Raw genomic sequence first — 18,079 nt, 5'->3', positions numbered from 1 at the left:
GGCGGTTTTTGGCGAAAACCGACGAAATACCGGACGGCCCGACAAAGTTCCTGATTTATCGGCAAAAGCCAGACGGGCGGCTGAATAAATAGGCGGGCGCTCGGGGAACCAGACAGGGGTTTTCTCTTCTAAGCTCAAGCTTGGCAGCCATGCCAATTCTCGTTCCCCAGGAGTTTCACCATGTCGCTGCGATCTTTCGCCTTGCTCTCGTTCTGCGTCTTGTTGGCCGCGTGCAGCAAGGTCAATCAGGAGAACTACGCCAAGTTGTCGGCCGGCATGCCCAAAGCCGAGGTTGAAACCTTGTTGGGCAAACCTACCGATTGCTCGGGCGCGCTCGGCATGTCGAGTTGCACTTGGGGCGACAAAAACAGCTTTATCAGCGTGCAGTACGCCGGTGACAAAGTGCTGATGTTTTCTGGCCAAGGCCTGAAGTAAACCGGGGCCACGCGCCCACGGGAGAAAAACAATGAAGCGGTTATTTTTAGTTCTTTTCGCTGGCCTGGTATTGGCTGGCTGCGCCTCTTCTGGCGTAGATCCGTTGGCACCGAAAACCGTCAACAGCGTCAACCTCAAGAAGTACCAAGGGACCTGGTACGAGTTGGCGAGACTGCCGATGTATTTCCAGCGCAATTGCGCGCAATCCGAAGCCCGTTACACGCTCAAACCTGACGGCAACGTGGCGGTGCTCAATCGCTGCCTGACGCCGGACTGGCAATGGGAAGAGGCCCGAGGCACGGCTTATCCACAGGTGCCGGGCAAGACCGACAAGTTGTGGGTCGAGTTCGACAACTGGTTTTCACGGCTGATTCCGGGCGTGGCGAAGGGCGAATACTGGGTGCTGTACGTCAGCGACGACTACAAAACTGCCATCGTCGGCGACCCGAGCCGCAAGTATCTGTGGCTGCTGTCGAGAACGCCGAAGGTCAATGGTGTGGTCCGTGAAGAACTGCTGAGCAAGGCACGTCAGCAGGGTTACGACACCACGCGCCTGATCTGGCGCGCGACGGATACGCAGATGGCCAAGACCTCGAACTGAGGGTTGGCGCGTAACCAATGTGGGAGCGAGCTTGCTCGCGATGGCGGTTGATCATTCAACATTATTGTTGATGCTGATGGCCCCATCGCGAGCAAGCTCGCTCCCACAGTTGTTTCCGGTGTTCAGCCGAGCAACTCGCGCAGCACTTGGGTGAACGCCCGGTTACTTTCTTCTTCCCCCGCATGCCGGCCATCGCGCACCACCCATTGGCCGTTGACCAGCACATCGCGCACTTGGCGATCGCCGCCAGCAAACAACCAGCGATTCAAAATCCCGTCACCGCTCGCCGTCGCCAGGTAGGGATCGTTGCCGTCCAGCACCAGCCAATCCGCGCGTTTGCCGACTTGCAGCGCGCCAATCGGCTGACCCAACGCCTGCGCTCCACCGTCCAGCGCCGCATCAAACAAGGTGCGGCCAATCATCGGCTGATCGGGGCCATACAAACGGTTACGTCGCTGATCGCGCAGGCGCTGGCCGTATTCCAGCCAGCGCAGTTCTTCGACCACGCTCAATGACACATGGCTGTCGGAACCGATGCCCATGCGCCCGCCCTGAGCGAGGAAGTCCACCGCCGGGAAAATCCCGTCGCCAAGGTTGGCTTCGGTGGTCAGGCACAAGCCGGCGATGGCCCGACTCTTGGCCATCAGCGTGACTTCTTCCGGGTTGGCGTGGGTCGCGTGGACCAGGCACCAGCGCTGATCGACCTCGGTGTTTTCGTACAGCCATTGCAACGGACGACGACCGCTCCAGGCCAGGCAGTCGTCGACTTCTTTCTGCTGTTCGGCAATGTGAATGTGCACCGGGCAATGGGCGTCGCTGGCGGCCAGAACTTCGCTGATTTGCTCCGGAGTGACGGCGCGCAACGAATGGAAACACAAACCCAGCGACTGCGCCGGCTGCTGCGCCAGCAACGGCTTCAAACGCGACTGCAGGCTGAGGTAATTTTCGGTGGTATTGATGAAACGACGCTGGCCATCGTTGGGCGTCTGGCCGCCGAAACCGGAGTGGCTATAGAGCACCGGCAGCAGGGTCAGGCCGATTCCGGCGGAGCTGGCCGCCTGGCTGATACGCAGCGCCAGCTCAACCGGGTCGGCGTAAGGCTGGCCGTTGGTGTCGTGATGCACGTAGTGAAACTCGGCGACCGAGGTGTAACCGGCCTTGAGCATTTCGATGTACAGCTGCCGGGCGATCACGCCGAGTTGATCGGGGCTGATTTTTCCGACGAGGCGATACATCAAGTCACGCCAGGTCCAGAAACTGTCGTTCGGATTGCCCGCCACTTCCGCCAATCCGGCCATCGCCCGTTGGAACGCATGCGAGTGCAAATTGGGCATTCCCGGCAGCAATGGGCCGTTCAGCCGCTCGGCGCCATCTGCGTGGGAATCGGCCTGGATATGGGTCAAAACGCCGTCAGCGTTGACCTCAAGACGTACATTGTTGGCCCATCCAATAGGCAGCAGCGCGCGTTCGGCAAAGAAGGCGGACATGGTTCAGCACCCCATCGTGTGTTATTTGTATATACATATACAGACGTTTGCCTGCTCGGTAAACTCCGGCAAGCTAGCCACCTCTATCGAATGAACAAGGATTAAACGTGCCGACTCCGCCTGCCACATTGCCGCCAAATGCCAATCTGAGCGCCAATCTGGGCGACAGTCCGGCGCCCTTGTACGCCCGCGTCAAACAGATGATCACCCAGCAGATCGACAGTGGAAACTGGCCGCCGCACTACCGCGTGCCATCCGAAAGCGAGCTGGTCAGCCAGCTCGGTTTCAGCCGCATGACGATCAACCGCGCACTGCGCGAGATGACCGCCGACGGCCTGCTGGTGCGCATGCAAGGGGTCGGCACGTTCGTCGCCGAACCGAAGAGCCAGTCGGCGCTGTTTGAAGTGCACAACATTGCCGATGAAATCGCTTCGCGCGGTCATCGCCATACCTGCAAAGTCATCACGCTCGAAGAAGAGGCCGCCGGTTCCGAGCGCGCCCTGGCGCTGGACATGCGCGAAGGGCAGAAGGTCTTTCATTCGCTGATCGTGCATTTCGAAAACGACATTCCGGTGCAAATCGAAGACCGTTTCGTCAACGCGCTGGTGGCTCCGGATTACCTCAAGCAGGACTTCACCCTGCAAACCCCCTACGCCTATTTGAACCAGGTCGCGCCGCTGACCGAAGGCGAGCACGTGGTCGAGGCGATTCTGGCCGAGGCCAGCGAATGCAAATTGCTCCAGATCGAAAAAGGCGAGCCGTGCCTGCTGATCCGCCGCCGCACCTGGTCCGGCCGGCAGCCCGTAACTGCTGCGCGGTTGATCCACCCCGGTTCGCGCCATCGTCTGGAAGGCCGCTTCCACAAGTAGAGAGCCGCACATGAAAGTGAAGGTTTTACGCGCCATCGATTACCCGCGCATGCCCTGGAAAAACGGCGGCGGCAGCACTGAAGAAATCACCCGCGACGCCGGCGCCGGTCTTGACGGTTTTGGCTGGCGGCTGTCGATAGCGGATATTGGTGAGTCGGGCGGCTTTTCGACGTTCGCCGGTTATCAACGCGTGATCACCGTGCTGCAAGGCGAGGGCATGACCCTGCGTGTGGACGGCCACGACACCCGCGCCTTGTTACCGCTGGACCCGTTTGCCTTCAGCGGCGAGAGCCAGGTCGCGTGCACTCTGCTCGGCGGGCCGATCCGCGATTTCAACCTGATCTATGCGCCGCAACGTTACAGCGCGCGGCTGCAATGGCTGGACGGCGATCAGCGGTTTTTCAGCTCGGCGGCGACGCTGGTGGTGTTCAGCGTCAGCGCTGAGCTTGAGGTCAAGGTCGGCACCAGCGCCTCGCAACTCGGTCGGCATGATTGCCTGCAATTGGATGGCAATAGCGGTCTGCTCGAAGTCTCGACCAGCGGGCCGTGCTGCGTGATCGAGCTGATCGCGCGTTGATCCAGCGGTTTAGAAAGTCTCTGTGGCGAGGGGGCTTGCCCCCGTTGGGCGGCGAAGCCGACCCTGATGTTCGCTTCAAATTTTGCGCCTGCTGCGCAGCCGAACGGGGGCAAGCCCCCTCGCCACAAAATGTGGCCACATCCTGTTCCCCGAAGCGCACCACTTTGTTACCTAACGCCCCAGCGTGGCGCAAAACCTCGTTCAAGTAACAGCCGACACTCCCTGCAAAAATCCCCCGCCAAATATTTCATCTTAGCCAAACCCCCGATCTACAAGCCTCCCAGCCCCGTAAAAAATTTTCTCGATCACCCCTCCAGCAAGTTGGCCGCTCGATTGCATATGCTTGTATGTACAAGTAAAGACGTATGCGTATGAGTCGCTTGAGACTCTCCGCAGCGTCCACTGATTCGCTGGTCGCGCCTTGAGGCGCACCCGCTCGCTTGCCCGCTGCCAGGGTTGGTTTGAATTGATCGCTGAGGAGTCTTTTTCGTGACTGACAATACCCAGAAACCTACGCCTACCTTTACCAGACGCCGTGACGTCGAAATCCGTGCCGCACGCGGTAACACGCTGACCGCCAAGAGCTGGCTGACCGAAGCGCCGCTGCGCATGTTGATGAACAACCTCGACCCGGAAGTCGCCGAGAACCCTAAAGAACTGGTGGTTTACGGTGGCATCGGCCGCGCGGCACGCAACTGGGAATGCTACGACAAGATCGTCGAAAGCCTGACCAACCTGAACGACGACGAAACCCTGCTGGTGCAATCCGGCAAACCGGTCGGCGTGTTCAAAACCCACAGCAACGCCCCGCGCGTGCTGATCGCCAACTCCAACCTGGTGCCGCACTGGGCGAGCTGGGAACACTTCAACGAACTCGACGCCAAAGGCCTGGCCATGTACGGCCAAATGACTGCCGGCAGCTGGATCTACATCGGCAGCCAAGGCATCGTCCAAGGCACTTACGAAACCTTCGTCGAAGCCGGTCGCCAACACTACAACGATGACCTTAAAGGTCGTTGGGTCTTGACCGCCGGTCTGGGCGGCATGGGCGGCGCGCAGCCACTGGCCGCGACGTTGGCCGGTGCCTGCTCGCTGAACATCGAATGCCAACAAGTCAGCATCGATTTCCGCCTCAACAGCCGTTACGTCGACGAGCAGGCCACTGACCTCGACGACGCCTTGGCGCGCATCGACAAATACACCAAGGAAGGCAAGGCGATTTCCATCGCGCTGCTCGGCAACGCTGCAGAAATTCTTCCGGAATTGGTCAAGCGCGGCGTGCGCCCGGACATGGTCACCGACCAGACCAGCGCCCACGACCCGCTCAACGGTTACCTGCCGGCCGGCTGGACCTGGGACGAGTACCGCGCTCGCGCCAAGACCGAGCCTGCCGCTGTGGTCAAAGCCGCCAAGCAATCGATGGCGGTACACGTCAAAGCGATGCTCGAATTCCAGAAAATGGGCATTCCGACCTTCGATTACGGCAACAACATCCGTCAGATGGCTCAGGAAGAAGGCGTCGAAAACGCCTTCGATTTCCCAGGCTTTGTCCCGGCTTACATTCGTCCATTGTTCTGCCGTGGCATCGGCCCGTTCCGTTGGGCTGCGCTGTCGGGCGATCCGCAAGACATCTACAAGACCGACGCCAAAGTCAAAGAACTGATCCCGGACGACGCCCACCTGCACAACTGGCTGGACATGGCCCGCGAGCGCATCAGCTTCCAGGGTCTGCCGGCGCGTATTTGCTGGGTTGGCCTGGGCCTGCGCGCCAAGCTGGGGCTGGCGTTCAACGAGATGGTCCGCAGCGGTGAATTGTCGGCGCCGATCGTTATCGGTCGCGACCACTTGGACTCCGGTTCCGTGGCCAGCCCGAACCGTGAAACCGAGTCGATGCAGGACGGTTCCGACGCTGTGTCCGACTGGCCATTGCTCAACGCTCTGCTCAACACCGCAAGCGGCGCGACCTGGGTTTCCCTGCACCACGGCGGCGGCGTCGGCATGGGCTTCTCGCAGCATTCGGGCATGGTGATTGTCTGCGACGGCACTGACGAAGCGGCCGAGCGCATCGCCCGCGTACTGCACAACGACCCGGCGACCGGGGTGATGCGTCACGCCGACGCGGGTTATCAGATCGCGATCGATTGCGCCAAGGAACAAGGGCTGAATCTGCCGATGATTACCGGCAAATAACGCTGGCTCCCGTGGGAGCAAAGCTTGCTCGCGATGAACGATAACGCGGTGGGTCAGGTACGCCGCCATCGCGAGCAAGCTCAGCTCCTACAGGGAACGAGAGAATTTCCATAACAATCCACAGAGGTTGAATCATGGCTGTCACCACCGATCGTGCAAGCAACAAACCGTTGATCGAGAAGCGCTCGATTGACTACATCCCGGAAGCGGAAAGACACGGTCGTCTGTTGAGCCAATTCACCCTGTGGATGGGCGCCAACCTGCAAATCACCGCGATTGTCACCGGGGCGCTGGCCGTGGTGTTGGGCGGTGATGTGTTCTGGTCGTTGATCGGTCTGTTGATCGGTCAACTGCTGGGCGGTGGGGTGATGGCGTTGCACGCGGCGCAAGGGCCCAAGCTTGGGCTGCCGCAGATGATTTCCAGCCGAGTGCAATTCGGCGTGTATGGCGCGGCCATCCCGATCGTGCTGGTGTGCCTGATGTACCTCGGTTTCACCGCGACCGGCACGGTACTTTCCGGGCAGGCGCTGGGGCAATTGTTCAGTGTCAGCGACAGCGCCGGGATCCTGATTTTCGCCAGTGTCATCGTGCTGGTAACGGTGCTCGGTTATCGGGTGATCCACTTCATTGGCCGGGTCGCCAGCGTCATTGGCGTGATTGCTTTCGTTTACCTGTTCAGCTGCTTGATGAGCCAGACCGATGTCGGCGCGCTCCTGCAAATCCGCCACTTCAGCTGGAGCAGTTTCCTGCTTGCGGTGTCGCTCGCAGCGTCCTGGCAGATCGCTTTCGGGCCTTACGTGGCGGACTACTCACGGTATCTGCCGAGCAAGATTTCCTCGGTCAAAACCTTCTTCGCCGCCGGCGCCGGTTCGGTGATTGGTGCGCAAGTGGCGATGATCCTCGGCGTATTTGCCGCGGCCTCGGCCAACGGCCAGTTCGCCGGTCACGAAGTCGCCTACATCGTCGGTTTGGGCGGCACCGGTGCCACCGCGGCGCTGCTGTATTTCAGCATCGCGTTCGGCAAAGTGACCATTTCCACACTCAACTCCTACGGCAGCTTCATGTGCATCGCGACCATCATCAGTGGCTTTCGTGGTCACCTGCAGGTCTCGCGTTTGCAGCGGCTGGTGTTCGTATTGGTGATTGTCGGCACGGCGACGCTGATCGCGTTGCTCGGTCAGCACTCGTTCCTCGGTGCGTTCAAGTCGTTCATCCTGTTTCTGCTAGCGTTCTTTACACCGTGGAGCGCGATCAATCTGGTGGACTACTACTGCATCACCCGCGAGCGTTATGACGTGCCGGCGCTGGCCGACCCGAATGGTCGTTACGGGCGCTGGAACCCGCTGGGCATCAGCGTCTATGTTTTCGGTGTGCTGGTGCAATTGCCGTTCATTTCCACCAAGTTCTTCACCGGGCCGCTGGTGGAGGCCATGGGCGGCGTGGACATTTCCTGGATCATCGGTCTGGTGCTGCCCGCAGGCCTGTATTACGTATGTGCGAAAAAATGGCACGGCAGCGTGCCCGACCACCTGATCCTGCCGGTCGAGCAGGACACGGTCACCGAACAAAAGCTGAGTAAGGCGGGTCGTGCAGCTGCGATCTAGACCTTCACGGACGTGGACAGGGCTGGATGCCATTTGACCTGCAGGAGCAAGGCTTGCGCGCGAACCGATGCACCATGGTGTGTCAGGAAAGACGCCTTCGCGGGCAAGCCTCGCTTCTACAAGGACTGACTGCCGTAAGCCAACTCATGATTAGGAGCGTCACCACAATGAAATCGAACAAGACCCTGCTGACCACATTACTGTCCATGGGCCTGCTCGCCAGTGCCGGCGCCACCCAGGCGGCCGGTTGGTGCGAGTCGGGCAAACCGGTGAAATTCGCCGGCCTGAACTGGGAAAGCGGCATGTTGCTGACCGACGTGATGCAAGTCGTTCTGGAGAAGGGCTACGACTGCAAGGTCGATAGCCTGCCGGGCAATTCGATCACCATGGAAAACGCCCTGAGCAGCAACGATATTCAAGTGTTCGCCGAAGAGTGGGTCGGCCGCAGCGAGGTCTGGAACAAAGCCGAGAAGGCCGGCAAAGTCGTTGGCGTCGGCGCGCCGGTGGTCGGTGCAATTGAAGGCTGGTACGTGCCGCGCTACGTCATCGAAGGCGATGCCAGCCGCAAGCTCGAAGCCAAGGCCCCGGACCTGAAAAACATCGCCGATCTGAGCAAATACGCCAGCGTGTTCAAGGACCAGGAAGAGCCGGACAAAGGCCGTTTCTATAACTGCCCGGCCGGTTGGACGTGCGAACTCGACAACAGCGAAATGCTCAAGAGCTACGGCCTCGAAAACACCTACACCAACTTCCGCCCAGGCACCGGCCCGGCTCTGGATGCTGCGGTGTTGTCGAGCTACAAGCGCGGCGAGCCGATCCTGTTTTACTACTGGTCGCCCACCCCGCTGATGGGCCAGGTTGACCTGGTCAAACTCGAAGAGAAACCCGGCGTCGACAAGCGCGTAACCATCAAGGTCGGCCTGTCCAAGACCTTCCACGAGCAAGCCCCGGAACTGGTGGCGGTGCTGGAGAAGGTCAACATGCCTATCGACCTGCTGAACCAGAACCTCGGGCGCATGGCCAAGGAGCGCATCGCCTCGCCGAAACTGGCGAAGATCTTCTTGAAGGAACATCCTGACGTCTGGCACGCGTGGGTAAGCGAAGACGCAGCCAAGAAAATCGACGCGGCCTTGTAGGTCGAGTTTTGCCGACTGTTGGCAACGGCAGTCGGACGCTTGATCGCAACCCCTTGATTGAGAGCCTCTTATGTTTCCCGAAAGCTTTACTTTTTCCATCGCCGACTGGGTCAACGGTTGGGTCGATTCGCTGGTCACCAACTACGGCGATGTGTTCCGGCACATTTCCGACACGCTGTTGTGGGCCATCGTCAATCTCGAAGGCTTGCTGCGTGCCGCGCCGTGGTGGCTGATGCTTGCCATCGTCGCCGGTGTTGCCTGGCACGCGACGCGCAAAATTGTCACGACTGCGGTGATCGTCGGTTTGCTGTTTCTGGTCGGCGCCGTCGGCCTCTGGGACAAGCTGATGCAAACCCTGGCGCTGATGATGGTGGCGACGGTCATTTCGGTGCTGATCGGCATTCCGCTCGGCATCCTCTCGGCGCGCAGCAATCGCCTGCGTTCGGTGCTGATGCCGTTGCTCGACATCATGCAAACCATGCCGAGTTTTGTGTATCTGATCCCGGTGTTGATGCTGTTCGGTCTGGGCAAGGTGCCGGCGATTTTCGCCACGGTGATCTACGCCGCACCGCCGCTGATCCGCCTCACCGACCTGGGCATTCGTCAGGTTGACGGCGAAGTGATGGAAGCGATCAATGCCTTCGGCGCCAACCGCTGGCAGCAACTGTTCGGCGTGCAATTGCCGCTGGCGCTGCCAAGCATCATGGCCGGGATCAACCAGACCACCATGATGGCCCTGTCGATGGTGGTGATCGCCTCGATGATCGGTGCCCGTGGCCTGGGCGAAGATGTGTTGGTGGGGATTCAGACCCTCAACGTCGGACGAGGTCTTGAGGCCGGTCTGGCGATCGTGATTCTGGCAGTGGTCATCGACCGCATTACTCAGGCGTATGGTCGGCCACGGCATGAGGTGAACAAATGAGCAGCGAAGCCATCAGCAAAATCGAAGTCAAAAACGTCTTCAAGATTTTCGGCAACCGTTCCAAGGACGCGCTGGCAATGGTTGGCCAGGGCAAAACCAAGGATCAGGTGCTGGCCGAAACCGGCTGCGTGGTCGGCGTCAATGACTTGTCCCTGAGCATCGGCACGGGCGAGATTTTTGTGATCATGGGCCTGTCGGGTTCCGGCAAATCGACCCTGGTCCGCCACTTCAATCGGCTGATCGACCCGACCAGCGGCGCGATCCTGGTGGACGGCGTGGACATCCTGCAATACGACATGGAAGCCCTGCGCGAATTTCGTCGGCACAAGATCAGCATGGTGTTCCAGAGCTTCGGTTTGCTGCCGCACAAGACCGTGGTGGAGAACGTCGCCTACGGTTTGAAAGTGCGCGGCGAGAGCAAGCAAATGTGCTCGGAACGGGCGCTGCACTGGATCAACACCGTGGGCCTCAAGGGCTACGAAAACAAATACCCGCACCAGCTCTCCGGCGGCATGCGCCAGCGTGTGGGCCTGGCGCGCGCATTGGCGGCGGACACCGACATCATCTTGATGGACGAAGCGTTCAGCGCGCTCGATCCGCTGATCCGCGCCGAGATGCAGGACCAGTTGCTGGAACTGCAAAAAACCCTGCACAAGACCATCGTGTTCATCACCCACGACCTCGATGAAGCAGTGCGCATCGGTAACCGCATCGCGATTCTCAAGGATGGGAAATTGATTCAGGTCGGCACGCCGCGCGAGATCCTGCATTCGCCGGCGGATGAATACGTCGACCGGTTCGTCCAGCGGCGGGCTGCGGTGGTTTGAGGCGAATGATCGGTAAGTTGTGAATCCATTGTGGCGAGGGGGCTTGCCCCCGTTCGAGCGCGCAGCGGTCGCAGATTTTTGGGGGCTGCTCCGCAGCCCAACGGGGGCAAGCCCCCTCGCCACAGGTTTTCATCGATCAACAGAATTTTGTATGAGGCTCCAGATGTCCCACGCGGAAAAAATCGTTATCGCCGACACCCCGCTGCGTTGGCAGGATGTGGTCGCCGTCGCCCGTCATGGTGCGCAGCTTGAGCTGTGCGCCGAGACCTGGGCGCGCATCGATAACGCGCAGGCAATCGTCCAGCAAATCGTCAGCAGCGGCGAGCGCGCGTATGGCGTCAATACCGGCCTCGGCGCCTTGTGCAATGTTTCGCTCAAGGACCAGCAACTCAGCCAGCTCTCGCGCAATACCTTGCTCAGCCACGCCTGTGGCGTCGGCGCACCACTGGCCGACGAACAGACCCGGGCGATTATCTGCGCCGCGATTCGCAATTACAGCCACGGCAAATCCGGGATTCATCGGCGCGTCGTCGAAGCGCTGCTGGCGCTGCTCAATCGCGGCATCACCCCGCAAGTGCCGTCCCAGGGTTCGGTCGGTTACCTGACGCACATGGCGCACGTCAGCATCGCGTTGCTGGGCGTCGGCAACGTCAGCTATCGCGGGCAGATCGTCGCGGCGCAACACGCGTTGGCCGAAGAAGGTCTGGCGCCGGTTCAGCTCGGCGCCAAGGACGGTTTGTGCCTGGTCAACGGCACGCCGTGCATGACCGGCCTGAGCTGCCTGGCGTTGGCCGATGCAACCAATCTGCTGCAATGGGCCGACGTGATCGGGGCGATGAGTTTTGAAGCGCAGCGTGGCCAGATCGCCGCGTTCGATGCCGACATCATCGCGCTCAAAGCGCACCCCGGCATGCAGCAGGTCGGCAGCAATTTGCGCGCGCTGCTCGATGGCAGTGAAGTGATCGCGGCGAGCAAAGGCATCCGTACTCAGGATGCGTTGAGCATTCGCTCGATTCCGCAGGTCCACGGCGCCGCGCGCGATCAACTGCAACACGCGCAAAACCAGATCGAAACCGAGCTCAATTCAGTTACCGACAACCCGATGCTGCTCGGCACGCCGGAGAATTTCCGGGTGATGTCGCAGGCCAATCCGCACGGTCAATCGGTGGCCATGGCCGCCGATTTGCTGGCGATTGCCATGGCCGAAATCGGCTCGATCGCCGAGCGCCGTCTCGATCGTTTGATCAACCCGCACGTCAGCGGTTTGCCGGCGTTTCTGGTGGCCAATCCCGGGGTCAATTCCGGAATGATGATCGTCCAGTACGTCGCCGCTTCGCTGTGTGCGGAAAACCGCCAATTGGCGCAACCGGCGGTGCTCGATAACTACGTCACGTCGGGGTTGCAGGAAGACCACTTGAGCATGGGCACCAATGCGGCGCTGAAACTGCATCGCGCGTTGGAAAACTGCACACAAATCCTCGCCATCGAGTATCTGCTGGCGGCTCAGGCGTTTGAATTTCTCAAGGAGCAACGCTTCGGCGCGGGCACCGATACCGCGTGGCGTCTGCTGCGCGAACGCGTCCCGGCTTACGACGAAGACCGCTGGTTGGCGCCGGATATCGCGGCGGCCGCCAGCGTGCTGAAACAGCCGAATTTGCTGCGACAAGCTTTGCCGAATCTGCACTGAGTTTCACAAGCATTTTTACAACCCAGCGTGCCAAGGCGCGGCTCTCCAAAAGCGAGACGCGACGGACAACGGACATCTGCGGAGCGACTGGTCAGTACTCTTCTTTATAAAAGAAGAAAACCTCACAAAAGGAGAACAAAAGTGACTGAGCTAAATTTGATTCCAGGCCAACTGAGCCTCGCCCAACTGCGTGATATTTATCAGCAGCCGGTCAAGATCAGCCTCGACAGCAGCGCCACGGCGCAGATCGAGGCCAGCGTGGCGTGCGTGGAACAAATCCTCGCCGAGAACCGCACCGCGTACGGCATCAACACCGGTTTTGGCCTGCTGGCCTCGACGCGCATTGCCAGCGAAGACCTGGAAAACCTGCAGCGCTCCTTGGTGCTGTCGCATGCCGCCGGTGTCGGCGAGCCGATCAGCGACGCGCTGGTGCGGCTGGTCATGGTGCTCAAGGTCAACAGCCTCAGCCGTGGTTACTCGGGGATTCGCCGGGTGGTGATCGACGCGCTGCTGGCGCTAATAAACGCCGAGGTGTATCCGCACATTCCGCTGAAAGGTTCGGTCGGTGCCTCGGGTGATCTGGCGCCGTTGGCGCACATGTCGCTGGTGCTGCTGGGCGAAGGCAAGGCGCGCTACAAAGGCGAGTGGCTGGAAGCCACCGAAGCGCTGAAAGTCGCCGGTCTGACGCCGCTGACCCTCGCCGCCAAAGAAGGCCTGGCGCTGCTCAACGGCACGCAGGTGTCGACCGCCTATGCGTTGCGCGGCTTGTTTGAAGGCGAGGATCTGTTCGCTGGTGCGCTGGCGTTGGGGGCGCTGACCGTTGAAGCGGTATTGGGCTCGCGCTCGCCGTTCGATGCGCGCATTCACGCCGCGCGCGGGCAGAAGGGCCAGATCGACGCTGCCGCCGCTTACCGGGATTTGTTGGGCGAGCGCAGTGAAGTCTCCGACTCGCACCAGAACTGCGACAAGGTTCAGGACCCGTACTCGCTGCGCTGCCAGCCGCAAGTCATGGGCGCCTGCCTGACCCAGTTCCGTCAGGCTGCCGAAGTGTTGGCCGTCGAAGCCAACGCGGTGTCCGATAACCCGCTGGTGTTTGCCGCTGAAGGCGATGTGATTTCCGGCGGTAACTTCCACGCCGAACCTGTGGCGATGGCCGCTGACAACATGGCGTTGGCGATTGCCGAAATCGGTTCGCTGAGCGAGCGCCGGATCTCGCTGATGATGGACAAGCACATGTCGCAATTGCCGCCATTCCTGGTGGCGAATGGCGGGGTGAATTCCGGTTTCATGATTGCCCAGGTCACGGCCGCCGCACTCGCGAGCGAGAACAAGGCGTTGTCGCATCCGCATTCGGTGGACAGCCTGCCGACCTCGGCGAACCAGGAAGACCACGTGTCGATGGCCCCGGCGGCCGGCAAGCGTTTGTGGGAAATGGCCGAAAACACCCGCGGCGTGCTGGCGGTGGAATGGCTGGCGGCGTGTCAGGGCCTGGACCTGCGCGCGGGTTTGAAAACCTCGGAAAAACTCGAAAAGGCGCGGGCGATTTTGCGCAAAGAAGTGCCGTTCTACGAGAAGGACCGGTTCTTTGCGCCGGACATCAACGCCGCCACTGAACTGCTGGCCACGCGCTGCCTGAACGAGCTGGTGTCGGCGAAGTTTTTGCCGAGCCTGTAAGTACTTGGGGGTATTTTCGCAGTGTTTGAAAACCACCCCTCACCCCAGCCCTCTCCCCATAGGGGAGAGGGGGGAAGGGAGCCGATCTTCAAGCTTTTCAAGGCCTGAGTTCGGCTCGGTATTTCAGGTCGATGTCGCTCGAAAGAACAACTCGGTCAGTCCCCTCGCCCCTTTGGGGAGAGGGGGAAAGGGAGCGGATCTTCAAGCTTTTCAAGGCCTGAGTTCGGCTCGGTATTTCAGGTCGATGTCGTTCGAAAGAACAACTCGGTCAGTCCCCTCGCCCCTGTGGGGAGAGGGTTAGGGTGAGGGGGCAATCTCCATGACACCCCGTAAAAACCAACAACCAACGGAGACCCCGACAATGAAAACACTCTGGCAACACTGCCACGTCGCGACCATGGCGCAAGGCGTCTACTCGATCATCGAGGATGCGGCCATCGTGACGTCCGGTGCGCACATTGAGTGGATCGGCCCGCGCGCTGAACTGCCGTCCGGCGAATACCCGGCGGTCAACGATTTGCACGGGGCCTGGGTCACGCCGGGCCTGATCGACTGCCACACCCACACGGTGTTCGGCGGTAACCGCAGCGGCGAATTCGAACAACGTCTGCAAGGCGTCAGCTACGCAGAAATCGCTGCGGCCGGTGGCGGCATCGCAAGCACCGTGCGCGCCACCCGCGCAGCGACCGAAGACGAGTTGTTCGCCAGCGCCGCCAAACGTTTGAAAAGCCTGCTGCGCGACGGCGTGACCACGGTCGAGATGAAATCCGGCTACGGCCTCGACCTCGCCAGTGAACGCAAGATCCTGCGGGTGATCCGTCGCCTCGGCGCCGAATTGCCGGTCAGCGTGCGCAGCACCTGCCTGGCCGCCCACGCCTTGCCGCCGGAATACGCCGATCGCGCCGACGCCTACATCGAGCACATCTGCGCCGAAATGCTCCCGGCATTGGCCGCCGAAGGATTGGTCGACGCGGTGGATGCGTTCTGCGAATACCTGGCGTTCTCGCCGGCGCAAGTCGAGCGTGTGTTCATCACCGCGCAAGCGCTTGGCTTGCCGGTCAAACTGCACGCCGAACAGCTGTCGTCGCTGCACGGTTCGAGCCTCGCCGCGCGATATCACGCGCTGTCCGCCGATCATCTGGAATTCATGGACGAAAGCGATGCGATCGCCATGGCCGAATCCGGCACCGTCGCGGTGTTGCTGCCCGGCGCGTTCTACTTTCTGCGCGAAACCCAATTGCCGCCGATGGACGCGTTGCGCAAACACAAAGTCAAAATCGCTATCGCCAGCGACCTCAATCCCGGCACCTCGCCCGCGTTGTCGTTGCGCCTGATGTTGAACATGGCGTGCACCTGTTTCCGCATGACCCCGGAAGAAGCCCTGGCCGGCGCGACGATTCATGCCGCCACCGCACTGGGCATGGCCGACACGCACGGTTCGCTGGAAGTCGGCAAAGTCGCCGATTTTGTCGCGTGGCAGATTGATCGTCCCGCCGACCTTTCTTATTGGCTGGGCGGCGACCTGGAAAAACGCGTCGTGCGTCACGGCGTAGAAACAAATCTTCAGGAGAGCACTCGTGGATAAAGTTCTGCATTTCAAACAAGGTCGCGTGCCGCTGCTGATCAGCATGCCCCACGCCGGCCTGCGCCTGACCCCGGTGGTCGAGGCCGGATTGATCGCCGATGCGCGAAGCCTGCCGGACACCGATTGGCACATTCCGCAGCTTTACCAGTTCGCCACCGAGCTGGGCGCCAGCACCCTGGCCGCCGAATACTCGCGGTTCGTCATCGACCTCAACCGACCATCCGACGACAAACCGATGTACGTCGGCGCCACCACGGGCCTGTTTCCGTCGATCCTGTTTGACGGCATTCCTCTGTTTCAAGAGGGCATGGCACCGTCGGCGGCCGAGCGCGCGACTTATCTGGAACACATCTGGGCGCCATACCACCGCACGTTGCAGGACGAACTGGCGCGACTCAAAGCCGAGTTCGGCTATGCGCTGTTGTTTGACGCGCACTCGATCCGTTCGGTGATCCCGCATTTGTTCGACGGCAAACTGCCGGACTTCAACCTCGGCACCTTCAATGGTGCGAGTTGCGACCCGCAATTGGCCGCGCAAATGGAAGCGATCTGCGCCAAGTACAGTGATTACAGCCATGTGCTGAACGGGCGTTTCAAGGGCGGCCACATCACCCGGCATTACGGCAACCCGGCCGAGAACATCCACGCGGTGCAACTGGAACTGTGCCAGTGCACCTACATGGAAGAATTCGAACCGTTCCGCTATCGTCCGGACCTGGCCGAGCCGACGCAGGTGGTGCTCAAGCAATTGCTCGAAGCGTTCGTGGCTTGGGGACAGAAAAAATTCGCCGCATAACGGTGCCGGATCACGACCGTCGGCAGCACCTGCGGGGATGTCGGCGGGGCGGAATGGCGGTCGGGTTTGCGGCTGACAGACTCTGAGGTTGCAAGGGCATGCTCATTGGCGTAATTCGGGTTTATGATGCCGGACGGCAGAATAATTGAAGTCCCCAGCAGGGATGACCTCGACCCTATACGGAGCGTGCAATGCAGACTTTGTACCCGCAGATCAAACCCTACGCCCGGCACGATCTGGCCGTCGATAAAACCCACACGCTGTACGTCGACGAAAGCGGTACGCCGGAAGGTTTGCCCGTCGTGTTCATCCACGGCGGCCCCGGCGCCGGGTGTGATGCGCAGAGCCGGCGGTTTTTCGATCCCAATCTGTATCGCATTGTCACCTTCGACCAGCGCGGCTGCGGTCGCTCCACGCCGCACGCCAGCCTGGAAAACAACACCACCTGGGATCTGGTCGAAGACCTCGAGCGCATTCGCAAACATCTGAACATCGAAAAATGGGTGCTGTTCGGCGGCTCCTGGGGTTCGACCCTGGCGCTGGCCTACGCGCAGACTCACCCGGAGCGCGTGCATGGCTTGATCCTGCGTGGGATCTTTCTCTGCCGGCCGCAGGAAATCGAGTGGTTCTACCAGGCTGGCGCCAGCCGTCTGTTCCCCGATTACTGGCAGGACTACATCGCGCCGATCCCCCTGGACGAGCGCGACGACTTGCTCACGGCTTTCCACAAACGCCTGATCGGCAATGACCAGATCGCGCAGATGCACGCGGCCAAGGCCTGGTCGACGTGGGAAGGGCGGACCGCGACCTTGCGGCCGAACCCGCTGGTGGTCGATCGCTTCTCCGAGCCGCAACGCGCCTTGTCGATCGCGCGCATCGAATGCCACTACTTCACCAACAAAGCCTTCCTCGAACCAAACCAGTTGATCCGCGACATGGGCAAGATTGCGCATCTGCCAGGCGTCATCGTGCATGGCCGTTACGACGTGATCTGCCCGTTGGATAACGCCTGGGAATTGCACCAGAACTGGCCGAACAGCGAACTGCAGGTGATCCGCGATGCCGGCCACGCCGCGTCCGAACCGGGTATCACCGATGCCCTGGTGCGCGCCGCTGGTCAGATGGCCCGGCGTTTGCTCGACTTGCCGCCAGAAGAAGCATGAAGGGTCTGCTGCAACGGGTGCGCGGCGCGCGCGTCGAGGTAGCGGGGGAGGTGGTGGGCGCGGTGGACCAGGGTTTGCTGGTGCTGGTCGCCGTCGAGCCCGGCGACACTCGGGCCAGCGCCGACAAACTTCTGCATAAGCTGCTTAACTATCGTGTGTTCAGTGACGCTGACGGCAAGATGAATCTGTCCCTGAAGGATGTCGACGGTGGCCTGCTGCTGGTCTCGCAGTTCACCTTGGCGGCTGACACCAAGAGCGGCTTGCGCCCGAGTTTTTCGACGGCGGCGACTCCGGCCCTCGGTGAAGAACTTTTCGACTATCTATTAGGCAAAGCGAAAGTCATGCATGGCACTGTGGCATCAGGTAGATTCGGCGCGGATATGCAGGTGCATCTGGTCAATGATGGCCCGGTTACCTTCCTGTTACAGTCCTGAAAGGCCCTGAAACATGTTTTTAAGGGCATTTCGACTGAAAACAGGGGTTTTTCGCGATAAATACTTTGTTACCCCTGATGCGTTGTAACGCG

General features: G+C 60.7%; 16 protein-coding genes. 15 read left to right on the top strand and 1 reads right to left on the bottom strand.

The window, feature by feature from the left end; translation table 11 throughout:
* Nucleotides 1–180: 180 nt before the first annotated feature.
* Nucleotides 181–435, top strand: coding sequence for a hypothetical protein (locus BLU01_RS10790; protein WP_092274627.1), 255 nt, complete (start codon nucleotides 181–183; stop codon nucleotides 433–435).
* Between the two features lie 31 nt (nucleotides 436–466).
* Entirely contained in the window at nucleotides 467–1,036 is a 570-nt protein-coding gene (locus BLU01_RS10785; RefSeq protein ID WP_092274624.1) for a lipocalin family protein, read from the top strand.
* A 122-nt stretch (nucleotides 1,037–1,158) separates the two neighbouring features.
* On the opposite strand, the gene BLU01_RS10780 is transcribed toward BLU01_RS10785, so the two are convergent.
* On the bottom strand, nucleotides 1,159–2,523 hold the full coding sequence (locus BLU01_RS10780) for a formimidoylglutamate deiminase (RefSeq protein WP_092274620.1): 1,365 nt from the start codon (nucleotides 2,521–2,523) through the stop codon (nucleotides 1,159–1,161).
* A gap of 200 nt (nucleotides 2,524–2,723) precedes the next feature.
* Here BLU01_RS10780 and hutC point away from each other — a divergent pair, with 200 nt between their 5' ends.
* The 13 genes from hutC (at nucleotide 2,724) to dtd (ending at nucleotide 17,987) form a co-directional block, all read left to right on the top strand.
* Nucleotides 2,724–3,392, top strand: coding sequence for a histidine utilization repressor (hutC, locus tag BLU01_RS10775; protein ID WP_231987162.1), 669 nt, complete (start codon nucleotides 2,724–2,726; stop codon nucleotides 3,390–3,392).
* A gap of 10 nt (nucleotides 3,393–3,402) precedes the next feature.
* The gene (locus tag BLU01_RS10770; protein ID WP_092274614.1) at nucleotides 3,403–3,969 is read left to right on the top strand and encodes a HutD/Ves family protein; all 567 of its coding nucleotides are present in this window, start codon (nucleotides 3,403–3,405) and stop codon (nucleotides 3,967–3,969) included.
* 489 nt (nucleotides 3,970–4,458) lie between these two features.
* Complete coding sequence (gene hutU, locus BLU01_RS10765) at nucleotides 4,459–6,159, top strand: urocanate hydratase (protein ID WP_092274611.1); 1,701 nt, start codon at nucleotides 4,459–4,461, stop codon at nucleotides 6,157–6,159.
* 134 nt (nucleotides 6,160–6,293) lie between these two features.
* On the top strand, nucleotides 6,294–7,763 hold the full coding sequence (locus BLU01_RS10760) for a purine-cytosine permease family protein (RefSeq protein ID WP_092274608.1): 1,470 nt from the start codon (nucleotides 6,294–6,296) through the stop codon (nucleotides 7,761–7,763).
* A 167-nt stretch (nucleotides 7,764–7,930) separates the two neighbouring features.
* Nucleotides 7,931–8,899: an ABC transporter substrate-binding protein gene (locus BLU01_RS10755; protein ID WP_092274605.1), complete on the top strand. Its 969-nt coding sequence runs from the start codon at nucleotides 7,931–7,933 to the stop codon at nucleotides 8,897–8,899.
* Nucleotides 8,900–8,969: 70 nt separating this feature from the next.
* Nucleotides 8,970–9,821 carry an ABC transporter permease gene (locus BLU01_RS10750; protein WP_092274602.1) on the top strand — a complete coding sequence of 284 codons (852 nt, stop codon included), beginning with the start codon at nucleotides 8,970–8,972 and terminating at the stop codon, nucleotides 9,819–9,821.
* On the top strand, nucleotides 9,818–10,648 hold the full coding sequence (locus BLU01_RS10745; RefSeq protein WP_092274599.1) for a quaternary amine ABC transporter ATP-binding protein: 831 nt from the start codon (nucleotides 9,818–9,820) through the stop codon (nucleotides 10,646–10,648). Before BLU01_RS10750 ends, BLU01_RS10745 begins: the two co-directional genes overlap by 4 nt.
* A gap of 163 nt (nucleotides 10,649–10,811) precedes the next feature.
* Complete coding sequence (gene hutH / locus BLU01_RS10740) at nucleotides 10,812–12,335, top strand: histidine ammonia-lyase (protein WP_092274596.1); 1,524 nt, start codon at nucleotides 10,812–10,814, stop codon at nucleotides 12,333–12,335.
* Between the two features lie 141 nt (nucleotides 12,336–12,476).
* Nucleotides 12,477–14,009 carry a histidine ammonia-lyase gene (gene hutH, locus BLU01_RS10735; RefSeq protein ID WP_092274593.1) on the top strand — a complete coding sequence of 511 codons (1,533 nt, stop codon included), beginning with the start codon at nucleotides 12,477–12,479 and terminating at the stop codon, nucleotides 14,007–14,009.
* Nucleotides 14,010–14,370: 361 nt separating this feature from the next.
* Nucleotides 14,371–15,594: an imidazolonepropionase gene (gene hutI, locus BLU01_RS10730; protein ID WP_092274590.1), complete on the top strand. Its 1,224-nt coding sequence runs from the start codon at nucleotides 14,371–14,373 to the stop codon at nucleotides 15,592–15,594.
* Nucleotides 15,587–16,390, top strand: a complete 804-nt coding sequence (gene hutG, locus BLU01_RS10725; RefSeq protein ID WP_092274587.1) for an N-formylglutamate deformylase — start codon at nucleotides 15,587–15,589, stop codon at nucleotides 16,388–16,390. Before hutI ends, hutG begins: the two co-directional genes overlap by 8 nt.
* Before the next feature lie 191 nt (nucleotides 16,391–16,581).
* On the top strand, nucleotides 16,582–17,553 hold the full coding sequence (gene pip, locus BLU01_RS10720; protein WP_092274584.1) for a prolyl aminopeptidase: 972 nt from the start codon (nucleotides 16,582–16,584) through the stop codon (nucleotides 17,551–17,553).
* A complete protein-coding gene (dtd, locus tag BLU01_RS10715; RefSeq protein WP_092274581.1) occupies nucleotides 17,550–17,987 on the top strand; it encodes a D-aminoacyl-tRNA deacylase in 438 nt (145 codons plus the stop codon). Before pip ends, dtd begins: the two co-directional genes overlap by 4 nt.
* Nucleotides 17,988–18,079: the final 92 nt, after the last annotated feature.

This window comes from Pseudomonas prosekii (assembly GCF_900105155.1).
Lineage (GTDB): Bacteria > Pseudomonadota > Gammaproteobacteria > Pseudomonadales > Pseudomonadaceae > Aquipseudomonas > Aquipseudomonas prosekii.
The sequence above is the reverse complement of the archived record's forward strand: the minus strand, read 5'-3'. Positions and strand labels throughout refer to the sequence as shown.

Coding starts and splice junctions, on each gene's coding strand:
- BLU01_RS10755 (WP_092274605.1), top strand. CDS start 7,931: ATGAAATCGAACAAGACCCTGCTGACCACATTACTGTCCATGGGCCTG.
- BLU01_RS10785 (WP_092274624.1), top strand. CDS start 467: ATGAAGCGGTTATTTTTAGTTCTTTTCGCTGGCCTGGTATTGGCTGGC.
- BLU01_RS10750 (WP_092274602.1), top strand. CDS start 8,970: ATGTTTCCCGAAAGCTTTACTTTTTCCATCGCCGACTGGGTCAACGGT.
- dtd (WP_092274581.1), top strand. CDS start 17,550: ATGAAGGGTCTGCTGCAACGGGTGCGCGGCGCGCGCGTCGAGGTAGCG.
- BLU01_RS10780 (WP_092274620.1), bottom strand. CDS start 2,523: ATGTCCGCCTTCTTTGCCGAACGCGCGCTGCTGCCTATTGGATGGGCC.
- BLU01_RS10745 (WP_092274599.1), top strand. CDS start 9,818: ATGAGCAGCGAAGCCATCAGCAAAATCGAAGTCAAAAACGTCTTCAAG.
- BLU01_RS10760 (WP_092274608.1), top strand. CDS start 6,294: ATGGCTGTCACCACCGATCGTGCAAGCAACAAACCGTTGATCGAGAAG.
- BLU01_RS10790 (WP_092274627.1), top strand. CDS start 181: ATGTCGCTGCGATCTTTCGCCTTGCTCTCGTTCTGCGTCTTGTTGGCC.
- pip (WP_092274584.1), top strand. CDS start 16,582: ATGCAGACTTTGTACCCGCAGATCAAACCCTACGCCCGGCACGATCTG.
- hutH (WP_092274596.1), top strand. CDS start 10,812: ATGTCCCACGCGGAAAAAATCGTTATCGCCGACACCCCGCTGCGTTGG.
- hutI (WP_092274590.1), top strand. CDS start 14,371: ATGAAAACACTCTGGCAACACTGCCACGTCGCGACCATGGCGCAAGGC.
- hutC (WP_231987162.1), top strand. CDS start 2,724: ATGATCACCCAGCAGATCGACAGTGGAAACTGGCCGCCGCACTACCGC.
- BLU01_RS10770 (WP_092274614.1), top strand. CDS start 3,403: ATGAAAGTGAAGGTTTTACGCGCCATCGATTACCCGCGCATGCCCTGG.